This window comes from Methylobacterium mesophilicum SR1.6/6 (genome assembly GCF_000364445.2).
Taxonomy (GTDB): domain Bacteria; phylum Pseudomonadota; class Alphaproteobacteria; order Rhizobiales; family Beijerinckiaceae; genus Methylobacterium; species Methylobacterium mesophilicum_A.
The window spans coordinates 3,324,482-3,342,372 of record NZ_CP043538.1; the positions used below are offsets into that span (position 1 = coordinate 3,324,482).

Sequence of the window (17,891 nt, forward strand, 5' to 3'; positions counted from 1 at the left end):
GGCCTCTGGACGTGAAGGTCACCGGTCAATGAATGCGCTTCCCGCCCTTCTGTCCGGCTCGGGGGTCGGCTTCACGCTTGGCCTGATCGGCGGGGGCGGCTCGATCCTGGCAACCCCGTTGCTGCTCTACGTCGTCGGCATGGCCCAGCCGCACCTCGCCATCGGCACCGGCGCGCTCGCCGTCGCGGCCAACGCCTTCCTCACGCTCATCGGTCATGCGCGGACTGGCAACGTGCGCTGGAACTGCGCGGCGGTCTTCGCGGGAATCGGCATCCTCGGCGCCTTTGTCGGTTCAACCCTCGGTAAGGCGATAGACGGACAGCGCCTGTTGTTCCTGTTCGCGCTGCTGATGGTCGTCGTCGGCGTGCATATGCTGCGCGGCCGGAGAGGCCAGGGAGGATCGAGCGAACCGGTCGGCTGCGGCCCGGTGCCGAGTTGGCGGGTGACCGGCGTGGCCTTCACCGTCGGCGTCCTGTCGGGCTTCTTCGGGATCGGCGGCGGCTTCCTGATCGTGCCGGGCCTGGTCTTCGCCACCGGCATGCCGCTCATCAACGCGGTCGGTACCTCACTCCTCGCCGTCGGTGCATTCGGCCTTGCCACCGCGCTGAACTACGCACTGTCCGGGATGGTCGATTGGGTCGTGGCTGGGGAGTTCATCGCCGGCGGTATTCTCGGTGGCTTCCTCGGCATGCGGCTCGCGAACCGCCTCGCCGGCTACAAGGGCGTGCTCAACACGGTGTTTGCCGCCGTGATCTTCGTGGTCGCCGGCTACATGCTCTACCGCAACGCCAGTGCGTTCGCCGCGACGCCCTGACCCCTACCAAGTGGGCGCCCGGTGCCACGCTCGCTTCGGCAATCACCCCCGGCACCGCTTTGGAGAGCGATCATGACCGCCAACGTTGGAAGCACCGACCGCATGCTGCGTCTCGCCGCCGGCATCATCGTCGCCGGGCTGGGCCTGACGATGCTCACGGATGTCTGGGCCTACGTCGCCGCCGGCGTCGGCGCGGTGCTCGCGCTGACCGCGCTTGTCGGCTTCTGCCCCGCCTACACGATCCTTGGCCTCAACACCTGCCGCCGCCGAATCCCCGGCGCCTGAACGACGGCAGGCCCTTCACCGACAGGAGACCACCCATGACCGAGCCCGTCATCCGCGCCTTCTTCGACGAGCCCACCAACACGGTGAGCTACATCGTGGCCGATCCCGATACGAAGCAGGCCGCCTTCATCGACCCCGTACTCGACTACGATCACAGCGGCGGCAGCGTCGACACCCGCTCGGTCGAGGCCATGCTCAAGGCCGCCCGAGAGGACGGCTTCACCGTTGTGTGGACGCTGGAGACCCACGCCCATGCCGATCACCTGTCCGGCTCGCCCTACGTGAAGGCGAAGACCGGCGCGAAGATCGGCATCGGCGAGCACATCAAGGAGGTCCAGAAGATCTTCCGCCCGGTCTTCAACGCCACCGACCTGAAGACCGACGGCAGCGATTTCGACCGGCTGTTCGTGGACGGCGAGGCGTTTGCCATCGGCAACCTCGCCGTCGAGGTGCTGTACACGCCGGGCCATACGCCCGCCGACATCTGCTACCACATCGGCGGCCACGTCTTCGTCGGCGACACGCTGTTCATGCCCGATTTCGGCACGGCGCGGGCCGACTTCCCCGGCGGCGACGTGCGCACGCTCTATCGCTCGATCCGCAAGCTTCTGACGCTGCCCCCGGAGACAGTTCTGCACATGTGCCACGACTACAAGGCGCCGGGCCGCGATGTGTACGCCTGGGAGACCACGGTCGGCGAGCAGCGCGAGCGCAACGTTCACGTGAAGGAGGGCGTGAGCGAGGAGGAGTTTACCGCCATGCGCACCGCCCGGGACGCGACCCTGGCTGCGCCGCGCCTGCTTCTGCCGTCTATCCAAGTCAATATCCGCGCCGGCAAGTTTCCCCCGGCCGAGGCGAATGGCGTTCATTACCTGACCATTCCGGTCAAACTGAAAGGCGGAGCGGAACTGGGCGTTTGACAGAGCTCATCGGTATTGGGCGTACCTGAGCTAATGATAGACCTCCTGCCTGCGCATCTTGTCCGGGCGGCACTCGGCCTCGTGCTGGGTGCCGTGCTTGGGATGGTCGCGCGTCGGGGGCGGTTCTGCACGTTGGGCGCCATCGAAGATGCCGTCTATGCGCGCGACACGCGCCGCGCCCGGGCATGGCTGCTGGCGACCGGCATCGCCGTGGTGGGCACGCAGCTTCTGGAATCCGAATTCGGTCTCGACCTCGCACGGTCGATCTATGCGGGGCCGCACCTCGAATGGGGCGCGATGATCCTCGGCGGGACGATGTTCGGCTTCGGAATGGCGCTCGTCGGCACCTGCAGCTTCGGCGCGTTGCTGCGGCTCGGCGGGGGAGACCTGCGTGCCCTCCTCGTCCTCCTCGTGCTCGGCCTCGCGGCCTACATGGCGATCAGCGGCTTGACAGCCTTCCTGCGCGTGACGATCACCGAACCGCTGAGCCTAGATCTCGGCAGCCAGCGACTCGGGGCGCTCCTGGGGCTGGATCGAACCAGCCGCGTGGCCTTCAGCGTCGTTGCGGGGATCGGCCTCTGTATCGTGGCGCTTACGAGCAAGAACTTTCGCCAGGCCAGAAGGCTTTGGTTCGGCGCCATCGCCATCGGGCTCGTCATTGTCGCCGGGTGGTGGACGAATGGGAGCGCGGGCTTCGATGAGTTCGAAACCCGGGCGGTCGGCTCCTTCAGCTTCGCACGGCCGGTCGGCGATACTCTCCTCTACGCCATGCTCGCGAGCGGCACGCGGATCGATTTCGGTGTGGCCTCAGTCGTGGGCGTCGTGCTCGGGTCCTTCGCGGCGGCGCGCGCTGCGGGGGAATTTCATTGGGAGGCACCTGACGATGCCCGCGAGGTAAAACGCCATCTGCTCGGCGCCCTCCTGATGGGCACCGGCGGCGTCACGGCGCTGGGCTGCACCATTGGCCAGGGATTGAGCGGGCTCTCGACGCTCTCGGTCGGCTCGATCCTCGCCCTCGGCGCGATCCTCGTCGGGGCTCGCGCGGGTCTTTACTATCTCGTGGACCGGCACGCGTGAGGCACTTCGAAGACTACGGCGTCCGTCCGTTGCAGAACGCCCGGTGCAAGGCGGCGATGATCTCACGGACCTCGGGCCGGGCCAGCGCATAGTAGATGTTCTTGCCGTCGCGGCGAGCCTCGACGAGATCGTCGGCCCGTAGCCGCGCCAGTTGCTGGGACACGGCCGGCTGCCGCAGATTCAGCAATTGCTCCAGTTCCGAGACCGAGCGCTCGCCTTCGACCAGCAGACAGAGGATGACGAGGCGCGCTTCGTGCCCGAGGGCTTTGAGCAGCTCGCTGGCATCGCGGGCATTGGCCAGCAACAGATCCAGGTCGAGGCTGCCCGGGACCTCGACGCTCGTCACCGGTTGCGCCTGTTGCAACGGCATCATCCCACCCTTTTCCTCGCCGCCCGAAGCCCGTCACGGGGATCCGGGGAGCCGTTCGAGCAACCGCTCGGCCCGCCCCCAGAAGAAATCCTCACCCGGATAGCCCTCGATCCGGTCGAGCTCGGACCCGTCTTCGACGAGGACGAATGTTGGTGTGTAGCGGATCGGGCGCTTGAGCGTGAGTCCGGGAGGGAGGCCTGCGTCGAGATCGACACGGCGCAACGGCGCCCGCTTCCCGACATCTGTCTTCGGGTAGATCGGCCCGATCTCCTTGTCCCACGCCTTGCACCACGGGCAGCCGCGCCGCTCGAACTTGATCAACTCGGCGGCATTGACGATGCCGGGCCATAGGGCGAACCCCCACGCCCCCGCCATGACCGCTCGCCTCGTTCTCCGCATTGGCCTTCCCAAGCCCAGGACCATCGATCCTGATATAGCAAAAGACGAATGTGTTCGAGGGGTAACGGCGCAGCCGCCAAGATCGTGATCGCCCTCGGCACGGAGCCGCCGTCGTCCGCGCGGCTTCAGTGGCGGCCGGATGTTAGGAGGACCGGATTGCCAGGGGCGGGACAATCGCTCTACACATGCAGGAACTAGAATATTTGGAGGGGACGCCATGTCGACCCGGCGCCGGTTTCTAGCGGGTGCCCTCGCGCTCGGCCTGCCCACCAGGGCCATGGCCGAGGCGACCCAAGGCGATGACGGCCTCTACCGGGAGCCCTGGTTCCTCGAAAGCTTCCTCGATCTCCCCGACGATCTGAAGGCCGCGCGGGAGCACGGTAAGCGTCTCGCCATCCTCTGGGAGTTGAAGGGCTGCCCCTTCTGCAAGCAGATCCATCTCGTGAACTTCGCCGACACGGCGACGAGCGCCTTCATCCGCGAGCGTTTCGAGATCCTGCAACTGAACTTCATCGGCTCGCGGGAGGTCACCGATTTTGACGGTCAAACCCTCTCCGAGAAGGCTTTCGCGGAGAAATATGGCATCCGCTCCACGCCCACCGTTCAATTCTTCCCGGCGGACGAAACGGCGCTCGCGGGCAAGACGCCCCAGCAGCGCGAGATCCTTCGAATGCGGGGCTACGTGCCGCCGGAGGAGTTCCGCCGGACCTTCGCCTTCGTAGCCGAGCGCGCCAACGAGCGGACGACTTTGCAGGATTACCTGCGCTCCCCGGAGACGGCGCAGCGGGGCTGACAGTCGGGCCGCGATAGTCAACGGCCTCGCAATTCCAGCTTGACTTGGAGGCGATCCGCGTCAAACTTGCAATAATTCGCATATGTCGATGGGTTCGCCCGCCGGCATGGAGAGCGGTCCAAGTAGACCGCACCCGCCGCAATGACGGCGCACCGAGGAAACGCCAGATGCGCAGGCCGATCACAGCCTTTGCGCTCGCGGGACTTTGCGTCCTCGCGACCGCCGCCGGAGCCGAGACAGCTTCCACCGGGCTCGCCCCGTTCAAGATCGTCGCCATCGACGGCAGCGACGCGATCCCCGCGCCGCTCACCGACAAGCCGGGGGATGCGTCGGCCGGCGCGAAGGTCGTCGTGAACCGGCGCCAGGGCAATTGCCTCGGCTGCCATCAGGTCTCGTCGCTCAAGGGCGAATCCTTCCACGGCGAGGTCGGGCCCTCCCTCGACGGCGTCGCAGGCCGGTGGGACGCGGCCCATCTGCGGATGATCATCGTCAACCCAAAGCACGTGTTCACCGAGGCGACCGTGATGCCGGCCTTCTACCGGATCGACGGCCTCCACCGCGTGCGCGCCGAATTCCAGGGCAAGCCGATCCTGACCGCGCAGCAGGTCGAGGACGTCGTCGCCTACCTCACGACCTTGAAGTGATCTCGCGGGCTGAAGGAGCCGCTTGCCATGACCTCTGCCAAGATCCCCGCATTGAGCCGCCGCCAAGCCCTAGCCTTCGGCACCGGCGCCATGGTGGCTACCGCCTTCGCTTTCCGCGCCGGCCCGGCCCTGGCGGCGAAGCCCGCGACCGATGAGGCCATCAAGGCCTTCACCCGCGGCAAGGAGCCGGTGAAGGGCAGGGTCAAGCTCGAACTCCCCGAGATCGCCGAGAACGGCAACACCGTGCCGATGACGGTGAGCGTCGACGGGCCGATGACGGCTGAAAGCTACGTCGAGGAGGTAATGATCGTCGCCGAGGGCAATCCGAACCCCGGCGTCATCAGCTTCCACTTCACGCCGTCGAGCGTCGCTGAGGCGAACACCCGGATCCGTCTCGCAGAGACCCAGAACGTCATCGCGGTCGCCCGCATGAACGACGGCTCGGTCTTCAGCGACGTCCGCCAGGTGAAGGTCACCATCGGCGGCTGCGGCGGCTAACCCACACGCGACAGCATCGAACGAGGACGGGAGGACCAAATGGCCGACGTGAAGCCGCGGATCAAACTGGACAAGAAGGAAGTCGCCAAGGGCGGCATCATCGAGGTGAAGACGCTCGTCTCCCACACGATGGAATCCGGCCAGCGCAAGGACAAGGACGGGAAGACGATCCCGCGCAAGATCCTGAACAAGTTCACCTGTGACCTGAACGGCAAGACGATCTTCAGCGCCGATATCGAAAGCGCAGTTTCCGCCAATCCCTACTTCCAGTTCAAGATCAAGCCCGAGGAATCCGGAGCGCTGACCTTTACCTGGGTCGATGACGACGGGTCGAAGATCCAGGCTACCGAGCAGATCAAGGTCGCCTGACGCGCGCCCGGGGCCGTTCGCCCCGGAGCGCCTTTCCCCGCCGCGCCGGAGCCCTCACCATGGTCCGCCCAACTCTCGCCTTTACAGCGCTCGCGCTCGTCGCGTTGGCCGTCGCGCCGCACGCACAGGACATGCCGTCGGCGCCCGTCGCGAAGGAAGCGTCCGAGCGCCCGGCGTGGCAGGCGCACGGCATGAAGCCCCAGAGCCCGGATTCTCCGTTCGAGGAAGTCGTCTCGGGCCTGTATTTCCGTTCCAAGGAAACACAGGAGATGCAGGCCGACGACTTCAACAATCCGGGCTTCCTCGCCGTCGAGCAGGGCGAGGAACTCTGGTCGAAGGTCGATGGCGCGGCCGGCAAGTCCTGCGCGAGCTGCCACAACGAGGCCTCGACCTCGATGAAGGGCGTCGCGGCGGCCTATCCGAAGTGGAACGAGAAGCTCGGGAAGCCAATCAATCTTGAGCAGAGGATCAACATCTGCCGCAGCGGCGCCCTGAAGGCCGAGCCTTACGCCTTCGGCTCGCCCGAACTCACGGCGATGACCACCTACATCCGCAACCAGTCCCGGGGGATGCCGGTCGCCGTGAAGGTGGACGGGCCGATGACGCCCTGGTTCGAGCGCGGTAAGTCGCTCTACTACCAGCGGAACGGCCAGCTCGATCTCGCCTGCGCGAGCTGCCACGAGAAGAACCACGGCAAATACCTTCGCGCCGATTTCCTCAGCCAGGGGCAGAGCAACGGCTTCCCCGTCTACCGCCTGCGCGACCAGCGGCTGGTGCCGCTGCACGAGCGCATGGAGGGCTGCATGCAGGACGTCCGGGCCACGCCGTTCAAGCCGCTCTCCGACGAGTTCCTCGCCCTGGAGACCTATGTCGCGTGGCGCGGCCTCGGCCTTCCGGTTGAGACGCCTGCCGTGCGCAACTAAGGGTCGGATCGTCCCATGACCTCACGCCGCGACTTCCTGCAGATCGCCGCCGCCACCGCGGCCTTGGTGCCGACAGGCTGGACCCGCGCCTTCGCCCAGCAGCGCCTGACCCAGGACGACCTCCTGGCCTTCGAGCCGATGGGCAACGTCACCCTGGTCCACCTGACCGACATCCACGCGCAGTTGCGGCCCGTGCTGTTCCGCGAGCCCTCGACCAACCTCGGGGTGGGCGAGGCGCGCGGTCAGGTCCCCCACGTCACCGGACGCGCCTACCTCGACCTCTACGGCATCCCCGGCGGCTCGCCGCTGGCCTATGCGCTAACGCCGGAGGACTACGTCGCCTTGGCCCGCAGCTACGGCCGGATGGGTGGCCTCGACCGCATCGCCACGGTGCTCGACGCGATCCGCGCCGAGCGCGGCGACAAGGTGCTGTTCCTCGACGGCGGCGACACTTGGCAGAACAGCTACACCTCGATGGTGAGCAAGGGCCAGGACATGGTCGACTGCATGGCGCTGCTGAAGCCAGACGCCATGACCGGCCACTGGGAGTTCACCCTCGGAACCGAGCGGGTGAAGGAGATCGTGGACGGGCTCGGCTGCCCGTTCCTCGGCCAGAACGTCCGCGACGCTGAGTGGAACGAGCCGGCTTTCGAAGCCACGAAGATGTTCGAGCGCGGTGGCGCGAAGGTCGCGGTGATCGGGCAGGCCTTCCCCTACACGCCCATCGCCAACCCGCGTTGGATGATTCCGAACTGGTCCTTCGGCATTCGTGAGGAGGATGTCCAGGCGAGCGTCGACAAGGCCCGGAAAGAGGGCGCCGACCTTGTCGTGCTGCTCTCCCACAACGGCTTCGACGTCGACCGCAAACTCGCCTCGCGGGTGAAGGGAATCGACGTCGTCCTGACCGGCCACACGCACGATGCGCTGCCGCAGGCGGTGAAGGTCGGCAACACCCTGCTCATCGCCTCGGGCAGCCACGGCAAGTTCCTCACCCGTGTCGACCTCGACGTGCGGGACGGCGCCGTGAAGGGCTACCGCTCGAAGCTCATCCCGATCTTCTCCGATGTCATCGCCCCGCAGAAGGCGATGGCGGCCAAGATCCAGGCGATCCGTGCACCCCACGAGACGATGCTGAGCCAGGAACTCGGGCGGACCGAGGCCCTGCTCTACCGGCGCGGCAATTTCAACGGCACCCTCGATGACCTGATCTGCGATGCGCTCCTGTCCGAGCGGGAGGCCGACATCGCCCTCTCGCCCGGCTTCCGCTGGGGCACGACCCTCCTGCCCGGACAAGCGATCACCCACGAGGACGTCTACAACGCCACCGCCATCACCTACCCGGCGGCCTACCGGATGCCCATGACCGGCGCCCGGCTGAAGGAGGTGCTGGAGGACGTGGCCGACAACCTCTTCAACGCAGACCCGTACTACCAGCAGGGGGGCGACATGGTTCGGGTGGGGGGCGTGTCCTACGCCATCGATGTCGCCCGCCCGGCTGGCAGCCGCATCTCCGACCTCACCCTGCTGCGCACCGGCAAACCCATCGAGGCCGGCAGCAGCTACACCGTGGCGGGCTGGGCGAGCGTCAACGAGGGGACCGAGGGTCCGCCGATCTGGGACGTCGTCGCCTCGCACATCAAGGCCAAGGGAACGGTGAACCCGACGCCCGCGCAGGTCACCGTCCGTGGCGCCTAGTCGTCTTCAAGATATTCACACATTGCCATACTTGAAACAGTTCGGAGAGACCGATGTCTGAACCGAAGCCGCGCCCCGATCCGTCCGGGCCGACCTCCCGCCGATCCTTCCTGCGCACCAGCCTCGCCTTGGGCGGAGCGGTCGGCGCCGGGGTGGGAACCGGCGCTTTCGCGGGCCGTGCGGCCGCCGCCGCGCCAGAGGCGAAGAACCTGCCGCCGAACGTGCCGGAATGGTCGCAATCCCTCGGTGACGGCGTCGTGAGCCGGCCCTATGGCCGCCCCTCGAAGTTCGAGGCGGACGTGATCCGCCGCGACGTCGAATGGCTGACCGCCTCTCGCCAGAGCTCGGTGAGCTTCACGCCGCTGCACCAGCTTGAGGGGATCATCACGCCCAACGGCCTCGGCTTCGAGCGCCACCATGGCGGCATCGCCGAGATCGACCCGGCCGAGCACCGGTTGATGATCCACGGCCTCGTCGAGAAGCCGCTGATGCTGACGCTGGAGGACATCAAGCGCTTCCCCCGCGTCAACCGGATCGCCTTCCTCGAATGCGCGGCCAATTCCGGCATGGAGTGGAAGGGCGCGCAGCTCAACGGCTGCCAGTTCACCCACGGCATGATCCACTGCGTCATGTATACGGGCGTGCCGCTCAAGCGCCTGCTCGAAGAGGCGGGTCTCAAGACGAACGCCAAGTGGCTGCTGCCGGAGGGGGCCGACGCCTCGGCCATGACCCGCTCGGTGCCGATCGAGAAGGCGCTCGACGACGCCATCGTCGCCTACGCCATGAACGGCGAGGCTCTCTATCCCGAGCACGGTTATCCCCTGCGCCTCGTCCTGCCCGGCTGGCAGGGCAATATGTGGGTGAAGTGGCTGCGCCGGATCAAGGTCGGCGACGAGCCCTGGCACACCCGCGAGGAGACCTCGAAGTACACGGCCCTCATGCCGGACGGACAGGCGCGGCGCTTCACCTGGGCCATGGACGCGAAGTCCGTGATCACCAATCCGAGCCCGCAGGCGCCCATTCACGGCAAGGGCTTCACCGTGCTCTCGGGCCTCGCGTGGTCGGGACGCGGGGCGATCAATGGCGTGGACGTCTCCCTCGATGGCGGTCGCAACTGGCGCGCCGCCCGCCTCGACGGTCCGGTCCTCGATAAGGCGCTGACGCGCTTTTATTACGAGTTCGACTGGAACGGTGAGCCGCTGCTGCTCCAGTCCCGCGCCAGGGACGAGACCGGCTATGTGCAGCCGACCAAGGCGGCTTTGCGCCAGCATCGCGGCCTGAACTCGATCTACCACAACAACGGCATCCAGACCTGGCACGTGCTGCCCACCGGGGAGATCGAGAATGTCGAGGTCGCGTAACCTCATTCCGGCCGCCCTTTCGGCCATCCTCTTCGCCGCGACGCCGGTGGCGGCCGAGCGCCTAAACATCGGCCGCGCGGCAACGCCCGAGGAAATCAAGGGCTGGGACATCGACGTGCGGCCGGACGGCCAGGGGCTTCCGGTCGGCAAGGGCACGGCGGCACTCGGTGAGACCATCTTCCAGGAGCGCTGCGCCAGCTGCCACGGCGAGTTCGGCGAAGGCGCGGGCCGGTGGCCGGAACTCGCTGGCGGATCCGGGACCTTGAAGTCGGAGAACCCGGTCAAGACCATTGGGTCCTACTGGCCCTACGTCTCGACCGTCTTCGACTTCGTGCACCGGGCGATGCCGTTCGGCGCGGCTCAGACCCTGACGCCGGACGAGACCTACTCGGTCACGGCCTATCTCCTCTATCTCAACGACATTCTGAAGGATCAGGATTTCGAGGTGAACGAGAAGAACCTCGCCAGCATCCGCCTGCCGAACGAGAAGAACTTCTTCATGGACGACCGCGAGACGGCGGAGAAGGAGTTCTGGACGGCCAAGCCCTGCATGACCAACTGCCTGCCCAAAGAGGCGACCATCACAAGCCATGCGCGCATCCTCGACGTGACGCCCAACAAGGCTGCCGACTCCGCGAAGAAGGCGCCGCCGGTCCAATGATGACCGGCGCCCCTATCCCGGGATCGCGCTGCGACAGGCGTCTCTTCATGGCGGGGCTTGCGGTAGGCCTCGCGAGCGCGTGGCCGACCAACAGCGCGTCGGCCAACCCGGAGGAAGCACTGAAGGTCGGCGGCGCCTCCATCGAGACGGCGAGCGACGGCACGCTGTCCTCCTCCCTCGCGTTCATGCTGCCCAACACGCCGCGCGAGGAGGTGGAGACTGTCTTCAAGGTCGAGGGCCAGCGCGCGGAGGCCACCCCAATCCCGACGAACGCGAGCCTCGTGCGAATTGGTTCGGAGATCATCCTGATCGATGCTGGCTCGGGCAACTCATTTCAGCCTACGGCGGGCAAGCTCGGAGAGACATTGGAGAGCCGGAACATTTCGCGCGAGGCGATCACCCAGGTCGTGTTCACGCACGCCCATCCCGATCATCTCTGGGGCGCGATCGACGATTTCGACGACAGCGAACGGTTTCCCAATGCCCGCTACGTGGTGCCGGCGGCGGAATGGGATTTTTGGACCCGCGACGACGTCGAGAACCTGGTGCCCGACTGGCTGAAGGGTCTTTCCGTAGGCTCGCGACGGACCCTGCGCCGTCTTGAGTCGAAGATGGAGCGTCGTAAGCCCGGCGAGAGCATCGCTCCCGGCCTCACCTACGTCGCGACGCCGGGGCATACACCCGGCCACGCCTCCGTCCTGGTCGAAGCGGGACGGGATCAGGTACTGATCGGCGGGGATGCCCTAAGCCATGGCATCCTGTCGTTCCGGCGTCCCGCCTGGGCGTTCGGAAGCGATCTCGACCGCGACCTCGCTTCCCGCACCCGCCTGACCCTGTTGGACCGGTTGGCGAACGAGCGGATGACGCTCGTTGGCTTTCATCTCCCGGGCTCGGGCGTCGGACATGTCGAGCGTGCCGGCGACAGCTATCGATTCCTGCAGACCTGACGAGAGGGTTCCAAAAGGAGCGCGCGTCCTGGATCAGGATCGTTCGACAACGGAGGGGACGAGATGATGCTGTCGCGCAGGGGCGTCTCCGGTTTGGCCGCGCTGCTGGCCGGACTCGGGGCGAGCAGGGCCACGGCGGCTCCGGCAACCGGCCCGAAGACCCACCGGGTCGCGATGCAGGTCAGTTCGCGCGAGAGCGGCGTGTTCGATCTTGCCCTCAACAATGCGGTCAACCTCGCGCGCGAATACAGCGAACAGGCCGAGGAACTGGAAGTCGAGATCGTCGCCTATGGCCCAGGCCTGCACATGCTGCGGGCCGACACATCGCCCGTGACGGCGAGGATCCATTCCATCAGCGAGAGCGTGCCCGGGATCGTCCTCTCGGCCTGCGGCAACACAATCAAGGCTATGGAGAAGGCCGAGGGACACCCTTTGGAACTGCTGCCCCACGTCGGCATCGTTCCAGCGGGGGCGGTCCGTCTCGTGACCCTTCAGGAAGCAGGATGGAGCTACCTGCGCGTTTAACTGAGTCCGGTGGGTTGACGAGTTCGTCTCAGCGAATGACGAGCGCCTCGATCCAGCGGGCGCCTGGAACAATGTCCGCACGGGCAGCCTGATCGAACGGGGGCACGGAGGGATCCTGGGGCGGAGCCGCGATGTCGTTGAGGTCCACCGCCATCGGCCTTCCAACCAGCCCGTCCTCCGTTTTCTGAAGAGCGTAATAGAGGCCGTTGCTTAACTTGGCTCCGTAGTCGGCCGGCGCCTTGTAGAGGAAAAGCAGGGCGTGCTCCAGCCACGTGAAATCGCCCAGACGGACCGTTCCCGGGTTCGCGTAGGGATAGGGGACGTGGCACTGCACCTCGGGCCCCTCGACACATTTGAACTCGCGCATCGACAGAAAGAAGTCCTTGAACTTCGCCCGGTCGAGGGTGACGGCGAACCGCGTGGCGTCCGGCCCCGGGGTGAACGTCACGGTGCCGATTGGGATGGATGTCCCGTCGCGGGTGCGTAGCTCAAGCTGCTTCGTGCCGACCATTTCCCAAGCATGTGCCGGACCTGCAATCCCGAGGAGGATGGCAGCGTAGAGCAGGCAGGTCCGAAGAAAGTAGGGTCGCATGGGGCGGGCTCTGGAGGCGGATACCATCGAGGTCACAGGCGGGTCGTCAGGTTGGTGAGCCAAGCCGGCGAGGCGTTGACAAGGACGGTCTCCGCAGTCTTGTCGTAGCCCGTGGCGATCATCAGGCCGGTAGCCGCGAGGATGGCGCCCAGGGCGACCTTCAGCCCCTTGCCGAGCCCCATCATCCGGTCGCGCCAGCGCATCAGTACCTCGCGGGACAGCGTGCCGAGGAGCAGGAGCGGAAGAGCGGCGCCGATGCCGAACAGAAGCATCGTTGCCGCCACCGTACTCAGGTCTCGCCCCTGCGATGCGAGGAGGGACGCGGCCCCGAGGGTCGGCCCCACGCAGGGGCTCCAGACCGCCCCGAGTAGCAGCCCGACCCCAAACTGTCCCAGGAGCCCGGCGGTCGAGAAGCCACCGAACCGGCTCTCGGTCCAGTTGCTCACCGGGCCGGCGGCGACGGCGAGCCGGATCTGGGCGGCCGGAACCATCAGGACGAGCCCGATCAGGACCAGCATGATGGCCGCGACGGTGCGGAAGACATCGGCGTCGAGGCCGAGGGCGAACCCTACGGTCGCCACGAACAGCCCAATGGCCACGAAGGACAGCGCGAGGCCGGCAGCCAGGGCTGCAGGACCGAGCCTGTGTTCCGATGCCGCCGCCCCCAGAACCAGCGGCAGTAAGGGCAATACGCATGGGGACAGCACCGAGAGGATGCCGGCGAGGAACGCGAGGCCGAACGTCGTGGCCATGGCCGGCCTACAAAGCCTTCTCGACGGCGCCCTCGATCCACTCTGGTTGGGTGTCGCCGACTGAGCGTCCCGTCTCCTTCTCATCCTTGAAGGTGATCAGGGTGCTCTGTGTCGTCACGCCGAACCGCTTCAACACATCCTTGCGGCTGTCGAAGTCGACATCGAATACCTGGAGATCCTTGAACCGGGGCTGTGCTTCCAGCTTTGCCAGGATCGGCTTCTGGGCCGCGCAGACGGTGCACCACGGCGCAGTGACATGGACGAGGATCGGCTTGCCTGCCTTCTGGGCCGCCTCGAATGCATCAGGGGTGAAGACCGCCTCGGCGGCATTCGTGGCGGTACCGAACAGCAGGGGAGCGGCGGCCAGGGCGCCGAGCAGGAACCGACGGGTGGTCATGGGCTGTCTGTCTCCTTGTTGATGGGTCGAGGCGAACGGGCGGCTCAATTGGATGCCTGGGTGACGGCGCGGTCGACGTTCACACGCTCGGCCCAGTCCTTGGCCTCGGACTGACCCTTGAGGTCGATGAGCCGGGCACCGCTAACGTCGACGTTCTTGAAGTCTGCGCCCGTAACAATTGCGCCGGTCAGATTGGCCCCGGACAGGTCCGATCCCATCAGAACCACGTCGGTGAGGTCGGCATCCGTGAGGTTGGCGTATTCGAGCCGCGACCGGCCGAGATTGGCTCCCTTCAGGTTCGCGCCGGAGAGGTTCACAGACACGAACACCGCCCGCATCAAGCCCATGGACTGGTTCTTGATATCGGCGCCGCCCTTGAGGTCGACCAGCGTGGCGCCGCTCATATTGGCGCCCTTGAAGTCGCCGATGGGCATGGCGCGACTGAGATCGGCGCCGCTGAGGTTGGCATCGCGGGCGGTGATGCCGAACATCTTCGCGTCCGCCAGCTTGGCGCCCGACAAGTTCGCCTTGATGAACCACGCCTGTTCGAGGTTCGCGCCGCTGAGGTCGGCGCCGCGCAGGTTGGCCTTGTTGAGGCGGGCGGTCCGCAGGTTTGCGCCCCGGAGGTTCAGCCCGGAGAGGTCGAGGCCGGACAGGGACTTGTCGTGCAGGTCGACCGGCTTGCCGTCCGCGGCCTTGACCAGCGCCGCGACGTCGGCGCGGCTCATCTCGGCCTTGGTCATGGCGGGCGAGGACATGTCGGCCCCGAGCAGGAGGTCCTGTTCGGCGGCGGCGGGGCCGGCGGCGAGTACGGCGAGTATGAAGCTCAGGGCGAGGCGGCGCATCAGTTCACTCCCGGTGGGCACCGCGCATGGCAGGTGCCCTTATCGTGTTCGTTGTGTCGCGATGCTATGCCGAGCCGCTGCACCCGGTCGGTGACCCCGGTCACACAAGTCCAGAGCGGCGGGAGAAAAACGCAACGCGAGCCGGACGATCAGCCCGTCGTCATGGCCGGGGGGACTACGCCGCCATGATGGATGCCCAGAAGGTCGAACGTTGGATCGAGCGGTTTCCGCTGCTCCAAGCCCTCAGCCCGGCACACCTCCAGCTCGCCCGGGGGACGGTGCACTTCCCGGTGCTGGATGCGGGGGCCATCGCCTACGAACTGGATGGCGAGTGCGCCAACTACCTGATGTGCCTGGAGGGGCGCACGCGCATCTTCCGCATGTCGGAGGGCGGGCGCGAGGTGCTGATCTACAAGGTCGGCCCCGGCGGCACCTGTGCCCTGACCACGCAGTGCCTGCTTTCCGGTGGCACATTCCCGGCGCAGAGCATCGCCGAGGAGCGGACCGAACTCGCAGCGTTGCCGGGTGGGCGCGTTCCAACATCTGATGGGCGAGAGCGCCGCCTTCCGCAGCTTCGTCATGGACGACTACACGCGGCTGATGTCCGGCCTGTTCACGCTGATCGACGAGGTCGCGTTCGCGCCGTTGAAGCAACGCCTCGCCCAAAGGCTCCTGGCCGAGGCCGATCCTCGGGGTGTCGCCGCCGTTACCCATCAGAAGCTCGCGGACGACGTCGGCAGTGTGCGTGAAGTGGTGAGCCGCATCCTGGGGCAATGGGCCGAGGCGGGCCTCATCGAGGTCCGGCGTGGCGCGGTCGAGATCGTCGACCGCGCCGGCCTGGAAGCCACCGGTCGTAAGTGACAACGGCGAGTGGCGCCAGCACGGAGGCCGACGCGGATCGCGCTTTTCGACCGTGCGGCCGAGCCGCCGTGGTTTCGCTCTACGCTCCCGCGATGCCGACAGCCGTCGCATCGCGCGCCAGGGTCTCGACGAGGAGATTACGCGCCCGGCTCACCCGGCTTTTCACGGTGCCGACCTGGCATCCGAGGCGGGCCGCCGCCTCCTCGTAGGTGAAGCCCTCCGCCCCCACGAGGAGGAGGGCCTGGCGCTGGGCCGCCGGCAAGGTCCCGATCAGGTTCATCACCGAGCCGAGGGTGACTGTATGCTCCTGGTTCGGGAGCGCCTGCAGCGTGGCCGCGTGCGCCCCATCGCCGTCCTCGACCTCCCGCTTGGCCTTGCGGATCTCGCTGTAGAACTGGTTGCGCAGGATGGTGAAGGTCCAGGCGATGAAGTTGCTGCCGGGCGTGAACCGCGTCCGGTTCGCCCATGCCCGGACCAGCGTCTCCTGTACGAGGTCGTCCGCCCGCGCCTCGTTTCCGCACAGCGATACGGCGAAGGTCCGCAGCATCGGCAGGCCGCGGATGAGGTCGTCGCGGAAGCTGTCGACGAGCCTGTGGCCCGATGCCGCGACGGCGGCCTCGATGCGGTCGACCAGGACCGAGAGCCTCGGCGGCATCGGGGCCTGTTCCGCGAGGGCGAAATAGTCCCGCAGGGGCCCGGTGAGGTGGGAAGCGATGGCCGCCTTGCGGCAGCCGCCATCAACCGGCGCGGCCTTCGGCTCGGCGACGGGCGATGTCTCGGTCACGGATCGTGGTCTCCAATGGACGGCGCGCCACGCCCGGCGACGGGCGCCGCCTGACGCCTTCAGGCGGGCTCGACGGTCGCTCCGGCCTTCGCCAGCGCAGGGAAGCCGCCCGCGACGTGGGCGACCGGTCCTAGGCCCATGTCGTTGAGCGACTTGGCGGCCAGGGCCGAGCGGTTGCCGGAGCCGCAGTAGAGCACGAGGCGCTTGTTCCCGCCGAGCTCGGTCCGGTGGGTTGGGCTCGCGGGGTCGGCCTGGAACTCCAGGAAGCCGCGGGGGACGTGGACGGCGCCGGCGATCCTGCCGGTCTTGGCTAACTCCTCCCCCTCGCGCACGTCGACGAGCACCGTGTCCGGCTGGCCGAGACGCGCCAGCGCCTCCTCGGCCAACAAAGTCTCCACCTCCCGGTTGGCCTGCGCCACCAAGTCCTTCGCGCTGATCTTTGCCATGGTGACCTCCGTCATTCGCCCCACGCCGCGCCGTCGAGGGCGTCCAGCGGGATCTTCAGGTAGCGGCGGCCGTTCGCCTCGGGCTCGGGCAGGCGCCCGCCGCGGATGTTCACCTGCAGGGAGTACAGGATGAGCTTCGGCATCGGCAGTTCGCGGTCGCGGGCCTCGCGCATCGCCACGAACGCCTCCTCGGTCGGGGTCTCGACGAGGTGCGGGTTCTCCGCCCGCTGCCGGGCGACCGTGCTTTCCCAGGCCGCCGCCCGGCCGCACGGGCGGTAGTCGTGCCCGGTGAACAGCCGCGTATCGTCCGGCAGGGCCATGATGCGCTGGATGCTGCGCCACAACGCGTGCGCGTTGCCGCCCGGGAAGTCCGCCCGCGCCGAGCCGCTGTCGGGCATGAACAGGGTGTCGTGGATGAAGGCGGCGTCGCCGATCCGGTAGGCGATGGAGGCCATGGTGTGGCCCGGCGTGAACATGACCTCGACGTCGAGGTCGCCGACCCGGAAGCGCTCGCCGTCGGCGAAGAGCCGGGACCACTGCGAACCGTCCGTGCGGAACGTCTCCGGCAGGTTGTACAGCCCCTTCCAGAGCCGCTGCACGTCGACGACCTTCTCGCCGATGGCGGTCGGGACACCGGTCTTGTCGTGCAGGTAGCCGGCCGCCGAAAAGTGGTCGGCGTGCGGATGCGTGTCGAGGATCCACTCCAGGACGTAGCCTTCCCGCTCGATATGGGCGAGCAGGGCGTCGGCGGACCGGGTCGCGGTCGCGCCGGACTTCGGGTCGAAGTCGAGGACCGGGTCGATGATCGCGCAGCGCTGCGTCCTGGGGTCCGCGACGACGTACTGGATGCTGCCGGTCGGTTCGTCGTGGAAACCGGTCACGATGGGATGCCCGCGCAGGGCTCCGACGGTCTGGTTCGACATGGATCTCCTC

Annotated in this window: 24 protein-coding genes; 15 read left to right on the plus strand and 9 right to left on the minus strand. The window is 67.1% G+C overall.

The window, feature by feature from the left end; genetic code table 11:
• The first annotated feature begins 28 nt into the window (after positions 1-28).
• The 4 genes from MMSR116_RS15790 (at position 29) to MMSR116_RS15805 (ending at position 3,096) form a co-directional block, all read left to right on the plus strand.
• Positions 29-814 carry a sulfite exporter TauE/SafE family protein gene (locus tag MMSR116_RS15790; RefSeq protein ID WP_010682146.1) on the plus strand — a complete coding sequence of 262 codons (786 nt, stop codon included), beginning with the start codon at positions 29-31 and terminating at the stop codon, positions 812-814.
• Between the two features lie 72 nt (positions 815-886).
• Positions 887-1,099 carry a YgaP family membrane protein gene (locus MMSR116_RS15795; protein WP_010682145.1) on the plus strand — a complete coding sequence of 71 codons (213 nt, stop codon included), beginning with the start codon at positions 887-889 and terminating at the stop codon, positions 1,097-1,099.
• Positions 1,100-1,134: 35 nt separating this feature from the next.
• Positions 1,135-2,019 carry an MBL fold metallo-hydrolase gene (locus MMSR116_RS15800; protein ID WP_010682144.1) on the plus strand — a complete coding sequence of 295 codons (885 nt, stop codon included), beginning with the start codon at positions 1,135-1,137 and terminating at the stop codon, positions 2,017-2,019.
• Between the two features lie 33 nt (positions 2,020-2,052).
• Complete coding sequence (locus MMSR116_RS15805) at positions 2,053-3,096, plus strand: YeeE/YedE family protein (protein WP_039892207.1); 1,044 nt, start codon at positions 2,053-2,055, stop codon at positions 3,094-3,096.
• A gap of 13 nt (positions 3,097-3,109) precedes the next feature.
• On the opposite strand, the gene MMSR116_RS15810 is transcribed toward MMSR116_RS15805, so the two are convergent.
• Positions 3,110-3,466: an ArsR/SmtB family transcription factor gene (locus tag MMSR116_RS15810; protein ID WP_010682142.1), complete on the minus strand. Its 357-nt coding sequence runs from the start codon at positions 3,464-3,466 to the stop codon at positions 3,110-3,112.
• A 33-nt stretch (positions 3,467-3,499) separates the two neighbouring features.
• Entirely contained in the window at positions 3,500-3,841 is a 342-nt protein-coding gene (locus MMSR116_RS15815; RefSeq protein WP_010682141.1) for a regulatory protein SoxS, read from the minus strand.
• A 241-nt stretch (positions 3,842-4,082) separates the two neighbouring features.
• On the opposite strand from MMSR116_RS15815, the gene MMSR116_RS15820 reads away from it, so the two are divergent.
• The 10 genes from MMSR116_RS15820 (at position 4,083) to MMSR116_RS15865 (ending at position 12,281) form a co-directional block, all read left to right on the plus strand.
• On the plus strand, positions 4,083-4,658 hold the full coding sequence (locus tag MMSR116_RS15820; protein ID WP_010682140.1) for a thioredoxin family protein: 576 nt from the start codon (positions 4,083-4,085) through the stop codon (positions 4,656-4,658).
• Positions 4,659-4,825: 167 nt separating this feature from the next.
• Entirely contained in the window at positions 4,826-5,302 is a 477-nt protein-coding gene (gene soxX / locus MMSR116_RS15825; RefSeq protein ID WP_010682139.1) for a sulfur oxidation c-type cytochrome SoxX, read from the plus strand.
• A 27-nt stretch (positions 5,303-5,329) separates the two neighbouring features.
• A complete protein-coding gene (gene soxY, locus MMSR116_RS15830; RefSeq protein ID WP_010682138.1) occupies positions 5,330-5,800 on the plus strand; it encodes a thiosulfate oxidation carrier protein SoxY in 471 nt (156 codons plus the stop codon).
• Positions 5,801-5,839: 39 nt separating this feature from the next.
• On the plus strand, positions 5,840-6,169 hold the full coding sequence (gene soxZ / locus MMSR116_RS15835; protein ID WP_010682137.1) for a thiosulfate oxidation carrier complex protein SoxZ: 330 nt from the start codon (positions 5,840-5,842) through the stop codon (positions 6,167-6,169).
• A gap of 59 nt (positions 6,170-6,228) precedes the next feature.
• Positions 6,229-7,092, plus strand: a complete 864-nt coding sequence (gene soxA / locus MMSR116_RS15840) for a sulfur oxidation c-type cytochrome SoxA (RefSeq protein WP_010682136.1) — start codon at positions 6,229-6,231, stop codon at positions 7,090-7,092.
• Positions 7,093-7,107: 15 nt separating this feature from the next.
• Complete coding sequence (gene soxB, locus MMSR116_RS15845; RefSeq protein ID WP_010682135.1) at positions 7,108-8,787, plus strand: thiosulfohydrolase SoxB; 1,680 nt, start codon at positions 7,108-7,110, stop codon at positions 8,785-8,787.
• A 53-nt stretch (positions 8,788-8,840) separates the two neighbouring features.
• Positions 8,841-10,148, plus strand: coding sequence for a sulfite dehydrogenase (gene soxC / locus MMSR116_RS15850; RefSeq protein WP_010682134.1), 1,308 nt, complete (start codon positions 8,841-8,843; stop codon positions 10,146-10,148).
• Positions 10,132-10,809: a c-type cytochrome gene (locus MMSR116_RS15855; protein WP_010682133.1), complete on the plus strand. Its 678-nt coding sequence runs from the start codon at positions 10,132-10,134 to the stop codon at positions 10,807-10,809. The genes soxC and MMSR116_RS15855 overlap by 17 nt, the downstream gene beginning before the upstream one ends.
• Positions 10,809-11,756, plus strand: a complete 948-nt coding sequence (locus MMSR116_RS15860; protein WP_039892205.1) for an MBL fold metallo-hydrolase — start codon at positions 10,809-10,811, stop codon at positions 11,754-11,756. Before MMSR116_RS15855 ends, MMSR116_RS15860 begins: the two co-directional genes overlap by 1 nt.
• Positions 11,757-11,819: 63 nt before the next feature.
• Complete coding sequence (locus tag MMSR116_RS15865; RefSeq protein WP_039892203.1) at positions 11,820-12,281, plus strand: DsrE family protein; 462 nt, start codon at positions 11,820-11,822, stop codon at positions 12,279-12,281.
• Positions 12,282-12,309: 28 nt separating this feature from the next.
• Here MMSR116_RS15865 and MMSR116_RS15870 read toward each other — a convergent pair whose 3' ends face one another.
• From MMSR116_RS15870 to MMSR116_RS15885, 4 genes are read right to left on the minus strand one after another with little or no spacing between them, the layout of a single operon-like run.
• Complete coding sequence (locus MMSR116_RS15870; RefSeq protein WP_010682130.1) at positions 12,310-12,873, minus strand: hypothetical protein; 564 nt, start codon at positions 12,871-12,873, stop codon at positions 12,310-12,312.
• A gap of 32 nt (positions 12,874-12,905) precedes the next feature.
• Positions 12,906-13,625: a cytochrome c biogenesis CcdA family protein gene (locus MMSR116_RS15875; RefSeq protein WP_010682129.1), complete on the minus strand. Its 720-nt coding sequence runs from the start codon at positions 13,623-13,625 to the stop codon at positions 12,906-12,908.
• A gap of 7 nt (positions 13,626-13,632) precedes the next feature.
• A complete protein-coding gene (locus MMSR116_RS15880; RefSeq protein ID WP_010682128.1) occupies positions 13,633-14,022 on the minus strand; it encodes a thioredoxin family protein in 390 nt (129 codons plus the stop codon).
• A 44-nt stretch (positions 14,023-14,066) separates the two neighbouring features.
• The gene (locus MMSR116_RS15885; RefSeq protein WP_158168884.1) at positions 14,067-14,867 is read right to left on the minus strand and encodes a pentapeptide repeat-containing protein; all 801 of its coding nucleotides are present in this window, start codon (positions 14,865-14,867) and stop codon (positions 14,067-14,069) included.
• A 546-nt stretch (positions 14,868-15,413) separates the two neighbouring features.
• Here MMSR116_RS15885 and MMSR116_RS31910 point away from each other — a divergent pair.
• Entirely contained in the window at positions 15,414-15,728 is a 315-nt protein-coding gene (locus tag MMSR116_RS31910; RefSeq protein WP_244625471.1) for a Crp/Fnr family transcriptional regulator, read from the plus strand.
• Positions 15,729-15,807: 79 nt separating this feature from the next.
• Here MMSR116_RS31910 and MMSR116_RS15895 read toward each other — a convergent pair whose 3' ends face one another.
• From MMSR116_RS15895 to MMSR116_RS15905, 3 genes are read right to left on the minus strand one after another with little or no spacing between them, the layout of a single operon-like run.
• Entirely contained in the window at positions 15,808-16,512 is a 705-nt protein-coding gene (locus tag MMSR116_RS15895) for a sigma-70 family RNA polymerase sigma factor (RefSeq protein ID WP_010682125.1), read from the minus strand.
• Between the two features lie 59 nt (positions 16,513-16,571).
• Positions 16,572-16,958, minus strand: coding sequence for a rhodanese-like domain-containing protein (locus MMSR116_RS15900; protein ID WP_010682124.1), 387 nt, complete (start codon positions 16,956-16,958; stop codon positions 16,572-16,574).
• An 11-nt stretch (positions 16,959-16,969) separates the two neighbouring features.
• Positions 16,970-17,881, minus strand: a complete 912-nt coding sequence (locus MMSR116_RS15905) for an MBL fold metallo-hydrolase (protein ID WP_158168886.1) — start codon at positions 17,879-17,881, stop codon at positions 16,970-16,972.
• Positions 17,882-17,891 lie beyond the last annotated feature (10 nt).